The sequence below is a fragment of the Amycolatopsis sp. NPDC058278 genome, assembly GCF_042881395.1.
Lineage (GTDB): Bacteria > Actinomycetota > Actinomycetes > Mycobacteriales > Pseudonocardiaceae > Amycolatopsis.
Map to the genome: position 1 here is coordinate 1 of NZ_JBHVXZ010000232.1, position 6,420 is coordinate 6,420.

At 73.5% G+C, this 6,420-nt stretch carries 7 protein-coding genes and 1 pseudogene; 5 read left to right on the top strand and 3 right to left on the bottom strand.

Features of this window, described 5'->3' with window-relative positions; translation table 11 throughout:
• The 5 genes from ACFVYA_RS49015 to ACFVYA_RS49035 form a co-directional block, all read left to right on the top strand.
• Window positions 1-799: MerR family transcriptional regulator (locus tag ACFVYA_RS49015; protein WP_387055424.1), on the top strand; the 799-nt coding region annotated here is incomplete at its 5' end.
• Window positions 800-877: 78 nt separating this feature from the next.
• Window positions 878-1,750 (top strand): hypothetical protein, encoded by an 873-nt coding sequence (locus tag ACFVYA_RS49020; protein WP_387055426.1) that lies wholly within the window; start codon window positions 878-880, stop codon window positions 1,748-1,750.
• Complete coding sequence (locus ACFVYA_RS49025; protein WP_387055428.1) at window positions 1,750-2,178, top strand: phage holin family protein; 429 nt, start codon at window positions 1,750-1,752, stop codon at window positions 2,176-2,178. The genes ACFVYA_RS49020 and ACFVYA_RS49025 overlap by 1 nt, the downstream gene beginning before the upstream one ends.
• Complete coding sequence (locus ACFVYA_RS49030; protein WP_387055430.1) at window positions 2,175-2,786, top strand: DUF3618 domain-containing protein; 612 nt, start codon at window positions 2,175-2,177, stop codon at window positions 2,784-2,786. The genes ACFVYA_RS49025 and ACFVYA_RS49030 overlap by 4 nt, the downstream gene beginning before the upstream one ends.
• Before the next feature lie 71 nt (window positions 2,787-2,857).
• Complete coding sequence (locus ACFVYA_RS49035; RefSeq protein WP_387055433.1) at window positions 2,858-3,664, top strand: MBL fold metallo-hydrolase; 807 nt, start codon at window positions 2,858-2,860, stop codon at window positions 3,662-3,664.
• A gap of 230 nt (window positions 3,665-3,894) precedes the next feature.
• Here ACFVYA_RS49035 and ACFVYA_RS49040 read toward each other — a convergent pair whose 3' ends face one another.
• The 3 genes and pseudogenes from ACFVYA_RS49040 to ACFVYA_RS49050 all read right to left on the bottom strand — a co-directional run.
• The gene (locus ACFVYA_RS49040; protein WP_285990366.1) at window positions 3,895-4,194 is read right to left on the bottom strand and encodes a hypothetical protein; all 300 of its coding nucleotides are present in this window, start codon (window positions 4,192-4,194) and stop codon (window positions 3,895-3,897) included.
• Window positions 4,195-4,292: 98 nt separating this feature from the next.
• A complete protein-coding gene (locus ACFVYA_RS49045) occupies window positions 4,293-6,065 on the bottom strand; it encodes a GMC family oxidoreductase N-terminal domain-containing protein (RefSeq protein WP_387055435.1) in 1,773 nt (590 codons plus the stop codon).
• A gap of 14 nt (window positions 6,066-6,079) precedes the next feature.
• Window positions 6,080-6,420 (bottom strand): annotated as a pseudogene (locus ACFVYA_RS49050) (hypothetical protein); the annotation flags it as partial.

Here is a 6,420-nt window from a genome sequence, read left to right on the forward strand (position 1 = left end):
CACCTGGACGGCGGGGGCGGTCGCCCGCATGCTCGGCCTGCCCGCGTCCACGCTGCGCGCGTGGCACCGGCGGTACGACCTCCCGCTGTCCGCGCCGCAGTCCGGCACCCACCGCCGCTACGGGCGGGCGGACGTCGAGGCGCTGCTCCGGATGAAGCACCTGATCGAGCAGGGAATCAGCGGGGAAGCCGCGGCCTCGCAGGCGTTCCGCGCGAGCGCGACCGACGTGGGCACGCTGCTGGCCGCCGTCCGCGGCCTGAAGATCGACACCGCGGCCGCGCTCCTCGACGCGCACCTCGCCGACCGCGGCGTCCTCGGCACCTGGGACGAGCTCTGCCGCCCGGCGCTGACGGCCCTCTGCGGCCCGGACGCCGACCGCTGCATCGACCTCGTGCACGGGTTGTCCTGGGCCGTCGCCGCGGCCCTGCACCGGATTCCCACGCCCACCGGCGCCGGACCCGCGGTGCTGCTGGCCTGTGTGGACGGTGAGCGGCACACGCTGCCCCTGGAAGCCCTGCGCGCGGCGCTGGCCGAACACGGCCGCGAGGCGCTGTTCCTGGGCGCCTCGATGCCGGAATCCGCGCTCCGGCACGCGATCGACCGGATCCGGCCCGCCGCGCTCGTGCTGTGGAGCAGCCTCCCGGCCACTCCCCCGAGCGGGTTCCCCGTGCCACGGCTCGTCCTGGCCGGGCCCGGCCGGCCACCGGGAGCCGGCGGCCCGGACAGCCTCCGTGACGCGGTGTCGCTGCTGACGACGAGCCGCGCCGTCGCCCGGTTTATCCCCCGGCCACCCGGGTAGCCAGCCGCCCTACCAGGCCGATGGTCGCCATCGGCACCCACGAAGGCGCGCCAAGTGCCTTTCCCGCAGGAGGTCGAGATGACTCAGGGACCCGGTGGTCAGTCACCGCCGCAGCACGCCCCCGGATCGCCGTCGATGCCGGAAACCGCCAAGGGCGAAGCCCGCGAGGTGGCCTCCACCGCCGCCGACCGGGGCGGTGAAGTCGCCCAAACGGCCGCGGACCAAGCGAAGCACGTGGCCGCGCACGCCCAGCAGGAAGCGCGCGACCTGGTCCGGGAAGGGCGCGAACAGCTGCAGTCGCAGGCCAAGGACGGCCAGCGGAAGGCCGCCGAAAGCCTCCACCAGCTGGCCGGTCAGCTCGAGCGGATGGCGGAGCAGACCGACTCCCCCGGCCTCGCCGGCGACGTCGCGCGCCAGGTGTCCGACCGGACGCGGTCGGTCGCCGACTGGCTCGAGCACCGCGAACCGGGCGATCTCCTGGACGAGGTGCGGCGCTTCGCCCGCCGCCGTCCCGGCACGTTCCTGGTCGGCGCGGCCGTCGCCGGTGCCCTCGTCGGACGGCTCACCCGCGGCGTCGTGGCGCAGCAGAAGGAGGAAAGCTCCCCGAACGGCCGGGCGGGCGTTCCCCGGCCGCACGCCGGCCCCACCGCGACCCCGCCCGTGCCGCAGCCGGGTGACGCCGGATACACCGCACCGCAAGGTCTTCCGCAGCCGGGCGGCCACGGGTACCCGGCGCCGGGCGGCTACGACGCGGCGCAGCCGGAAGGCGGCCTCGCGCCACCCAACCAGCCGGTCCCGGCCCCCGGCGGCTACAACGGGCCGCAGCCGGAAGGCGGCCTCGCGCCGCCGAACCAGCCGGGCCCGGCCCCGAGCGGCTACAACGCGCCGCAGCCGCCGGACGCCCTGCCGCAGCCGAGCCCGCGCTTCTCCGCTCCGGGGCAGGTGCCGTGATGACGCAGGCACCCGGGCCCGCACCCCGCACCAGTGAACCCGTCGACGTCGCCGACGCCTCGGTCGGCGAGCTGATGTCCAACGTGATGAAGGACCTCTCCACCCTGGTGCGGCAGGAAGTGGAGCTGGCGAAGGCCGAAGTGAAGGCCGAAGCGGGCAAGGCCGCGAAGGGCGCGGGCATGCTCGGCGGAGCCGGGTTCGCCGGCTACATGGTCGTGCTGTTCCTCTCCATCGCCCTGTGGCAGGGCTTGGCCAACGTGCTGGATTCCGGCTGGGCGGCGCTGATCGTCGCGGTCGTGTGGGTGATCGCCGGCGCCGTGCTCTACGCGACCGGCCGGCGCGAAGTCCGCCGGATCAACCCGAAACCCGAACGCACCGTCGAGACCCTGCAGCAGGTCCCGGACGCACTGAAAGGCGAACGACCATGACCGAGCCGGAGCGGCTCCGCCGCGAAATCGAAGGCACGCAACGCAATCTCAGCACGGACGTGAACGCCCTCACCGAAAAGGTGACCCCGGGTCGGATCGTCGAACGCCGCATCGGCCGGATGCGCTCGGCCGTGGGCCACGCGCGGGACCGCGTCATGGGCACCGCGTCGGAGCACGCGTCGACGGCGGGCGACAAGGTGGGCTCGGTCGCCTCGGTCGCCGGGGACAAGGTGAGCTCCGCCGCCGACGCCGTCAGCGAAGCGCCGCAGTCGATCCGCCGCGGCACGCAGGGCAACCCCCTGGCCGCCGGCCTGATCGCCTTCGGCGCCGGCTGGCTCGTGTCGTCGCTGCTGCCCGCGAGCGAGCCGGAGCGCCGGCTCGCCGGCCAGGCGACCGACCTCGCCAAGGAGCACGTGGCGCCGGTGGCCCAGCACGCGGCCGAAGAGCTGAAGGAGAACCTGCGCGAGCCCGCGCAGCAGGCGGCCGAGTCGGTGAAGTCCGAAGCCGCCGACGCGGCGTCCACGGTCAAGGACGAAGCGCGGTCCGCGACCGGCGACGTCACCGATCGTGCCCAGGAGGCCCGGGAAAACGTGCGCTCCCGGAGCTGAGCGCGCCGTCCGGGGCGCGGTCCGCCCGGCCGCGCCCCGGACAACCCCCGAAGCCCGGGAAAGGACTGCCGATGCCCGCGTACGATCCGCCCGGCGGCGATTCCCTGATGTTCGTCGGGACCGCGACCACGGTGCTGCGGCTGGGCCCGTTCACCTTGCTCACCGACCCCAACTTCCTGCACCGCGGCCAGTGGTCCTACTTCGGCCAGGGCCTGTTTTCCCGGCGCCGCACCGAACCCGCGCTGCAACCGGCGGACCTGCCGCCGCTGACCGCGGTGATCCTGTCCCACCTGCACGGCGACCACTTCGACCGGATCGCCGCACGCGAACTCCCCCGCGACACCCCGATCCTCACCACCGAGCACGCCGCCACCCGGCTCCTGCGGCGGGGTTTCCACGCCCCGCTCCCGCTGCCGACGTGGACGACGGAGACCTTCTCGGACGGCGACGCACGGCTGGCGGTGACGTCCGTCCCGGCGCGGCACGCCCCGGGCCCGCTCCGGCGGCTGCTCCCGCCGGTCATGGGCAGCGTCCTGGAGTACCGCGCGACGCCGGAGGCCGATCCGCTGCGGATCTACGTCAGCGGCGACACCGTGCTGCACGACGAACTCCGGACCATCCGGGACCACTTCCCCGGCCTCGACCTCGCGGTGGTGCACCTGGGCGGCACGCGGGCGTTCGGCGTGCTGGTCACCCTCGACCACCGCGGCGGGGTGGACCTGCTGAACCTGCTGGAGCCCCGCCGCGCGGTCCCGGTGCACTTCGACGACTACGGCCTGTTCCACTCACCGGTGTCGAACTTCCTGGAGGAGGTCCGGCGGCGCCGCCCGCCGACGCGGGTGCACCTGCTGCAGCGGGGCGAATTCCTTTCCCTGTGATTCCGGCGCGGTCCCGGTGCCGGCGCGCGGCACCGGGACCTGCGGAGAACCAGCGTGTCGAAACCGTTGTCCGTGTCCTGCGCGAACTCGACGGCTCCCGGCACGCCGGCGTCGCTGCCGCGAGAATGCGCCTGGAGGCGCGGTGGCCGGGCCCGCAAGGGTCCTACCGGCCGCTGTCGGGGCAGGCAGCGCACGCCGGCGCCGAAGGAAACCCGGGCGCCGTGACGGCATCACTCCCCTTTCCCCGGCTTCGTTCGGTCCGTTCGGTTCGCCGTCCGAAGCCGCGGAGGAGCTCTCTCCCGTCGCGGGCACTTCGCGGCGAGCAGGCGGACACCCGGTCGTCGCCGCGGCACGCCGAGGACGGCGACCGGCCGTGGCACGCCGGGACGGCGGCGAGCGGCGGGAACCGGCGGTGGGGGCGGCGCGAAGTTCGCGGCCACGATCGCGTCGAACTCTGCCCGGACCCACGCGGGGTCGGCCAGCACCAGCTCGGCGAACCCGTCGGCCGCACGGGTGATCCTGTCCGGCATCGTCGTTCACTCCCCGGATCGTCTCGCGATGTCACCAGGTCTTTGCTCTCCTTATTCGTATAGCACCGGACGGAGATCGCTTCAAGTCCTCAAAGGACCTAAAGGCCGCGCGCCAGTACCGCTTGCGTGACACGGTCGTCGATGGACGACATCGGCGCCTCGGTCCCCACCCACGGGTCGCCGTCGAAGTAGGTGCGGAAGATGTTCTCCGCCGTGCGGGTCGCCAGTGCCTGGGTCGTCAACGTCGGGTTGGCGCCGCCGACCGCGTTGGGCAGGGCCGAGTTGTCGGCGATGTACAGCCGGTCCACCCAGCGTGCCTCGGCCGTGCCGTCCAGCACCGAGTCGGCCGCGTCGAAGCCCATCCGCATGCTCGACTGCACGTGGAGCAGCAGCGGTGCCCAGTCGAGCCGGTGCACCCGCCGGGCGCCCGCGAGGCGCATCAGCTCGGCCGAGCGCGCCGCGAGGTACTCGCGGTTGCGGCGGGTGCGCGCGGTGCGGGCGCGGTGGCGGACCTCCACCCGCGGCACCGGGCCGTGCGGGTCCGGCGGGATCACCGGCGACCGCGTCACCCGGTTCTCGGGCTGGACGTCGTCGTCGGTGACCACCAGCGCCGTGAGCAGCTTGTTGACGTCGCCCAGCGCGGTCTTGAGGTCGTTCCCGATCAGCCGCCCGAGTGTGTCGGCACCTTGGGGGCCGACGTCCGCGCCGTTGTCGTAGTAGCCGGACATCCCCGCGTCGCTGTAGGCGAACGCGAAGGCCTGCAACGCCGGTGGCAGGCAGACGTTCTCCACGCCGCCGTAGCCGGGGAAGTCCATCCGGCAGTTGGAGCCGGCGCCCTTGGATTCGCCGGTGTAGGCGTCGAAAACGCCCACTACCCAGTCGAGGTGGTGCTCGGTCAGCCCGCGTCCCACCCAGTCGTTCGGGTTGGGCAGGCCGCTGTTGAGCCAGAGCCGCGGGTTTTCCACGCAGCCGCCGGCGAGCACGACCACGCGGGCCTCGACGGTGTGCAGCGCGCCGTCGGGCGTGCGGTAGACGACCCCGCGGGCCACCGTCCGCGAGCCGGACTGCTCGGTCAGCACCCGCACGACGTAAGCGTCGGCGATCAGCTCCGCGGCCCGGCCGCCCGGCGACCACGCGTCGGCGGTGAGCATCATCGGCACGTAGGAGTTGTCCGTCGAGCGCTTGGCCTTGAGGTTGCGCGGCGCGCGCCGGGGTTCGAGGCAGCCCTGGAAGCAGTGCCCGCAGAAGGTGCAGCCCTGCGCTTCGGGGTACAGCAGCCGTGCGGGATCGCCGGTGCGGCCCGCCGTGCCGTGCGGCTGCAGGATCGCGTTCTCCTGCGCCCGGTAGGACGGGCCCCGGAGGTCCTTCCACGTCTGGTGGACCAGGCCCATGCGCTCGGCGCCGCGGAAGAAGACGGCTTCCTTGGTGCCCATCGGCGCGGTGCGCACCGGCAGCGTCTCCTCGCACCACTCGTAGTACGGCCGGAGTTCGGCGTAGGTGAAGGGGAACACGTGCGCGGTGTCGTATTCGGTCCGGTCGGCGCCTTCGTAGCCGGCGAACACGCCGGGAGCCGGGCGCGGGTTGTTGCCGAAGTAGTGCAACGTCGTCCCGCCGACACCGGCGACCTGCCAGACGAACGAGTTCTGCGGGAAGTCCCGCAGCCACGGCGCTTCCTCGCGCCGCGACGGCCCGACCCGGAACCGCCCGGTGATCGGGTCGTTCGTGTCGTCCTCCAGCCGCGTCCACTCCTGTTCGGGGCGCAGGTGCCGGGCCCCGGCTTCGAGCACGAGCACGTCCAGCCCGCGCGCGGCGAGTTCCTTGGCCACGACCGGCCCGCCGCCGCCGGCCCCGACGACCACGATGTCGCGCATGAGAAGCGTCCTCCCTAGTCCGTCACCCGGTCGATTCCGCGGTAATAACCCCGGAATTCATTCCACCCCTCGCCGACGCCCTGGTAGGCGCTGATCCGCCAGCCCACCGGAATCGTGGCCAGCCGGTTCGCCGCCCGGTCGAACACCGCCGCTTCGGAATAGGAGACGAATGCGGCGAGCGTCGGGAGCGTGTCGAGGATGAATCGCACCGGCGTGCCGTCGGCCAGTCCCGGTTCCTCGAGCCGCCGGAAGACCGCCACCTTGCCCGCGAAGGACAGGTTGGCGAACGACGCCGCGAACGGGCCGAGCGCGGCCGCCGGGTCCACCTCGATCGCCACGAGGGTGAGGATGGCCG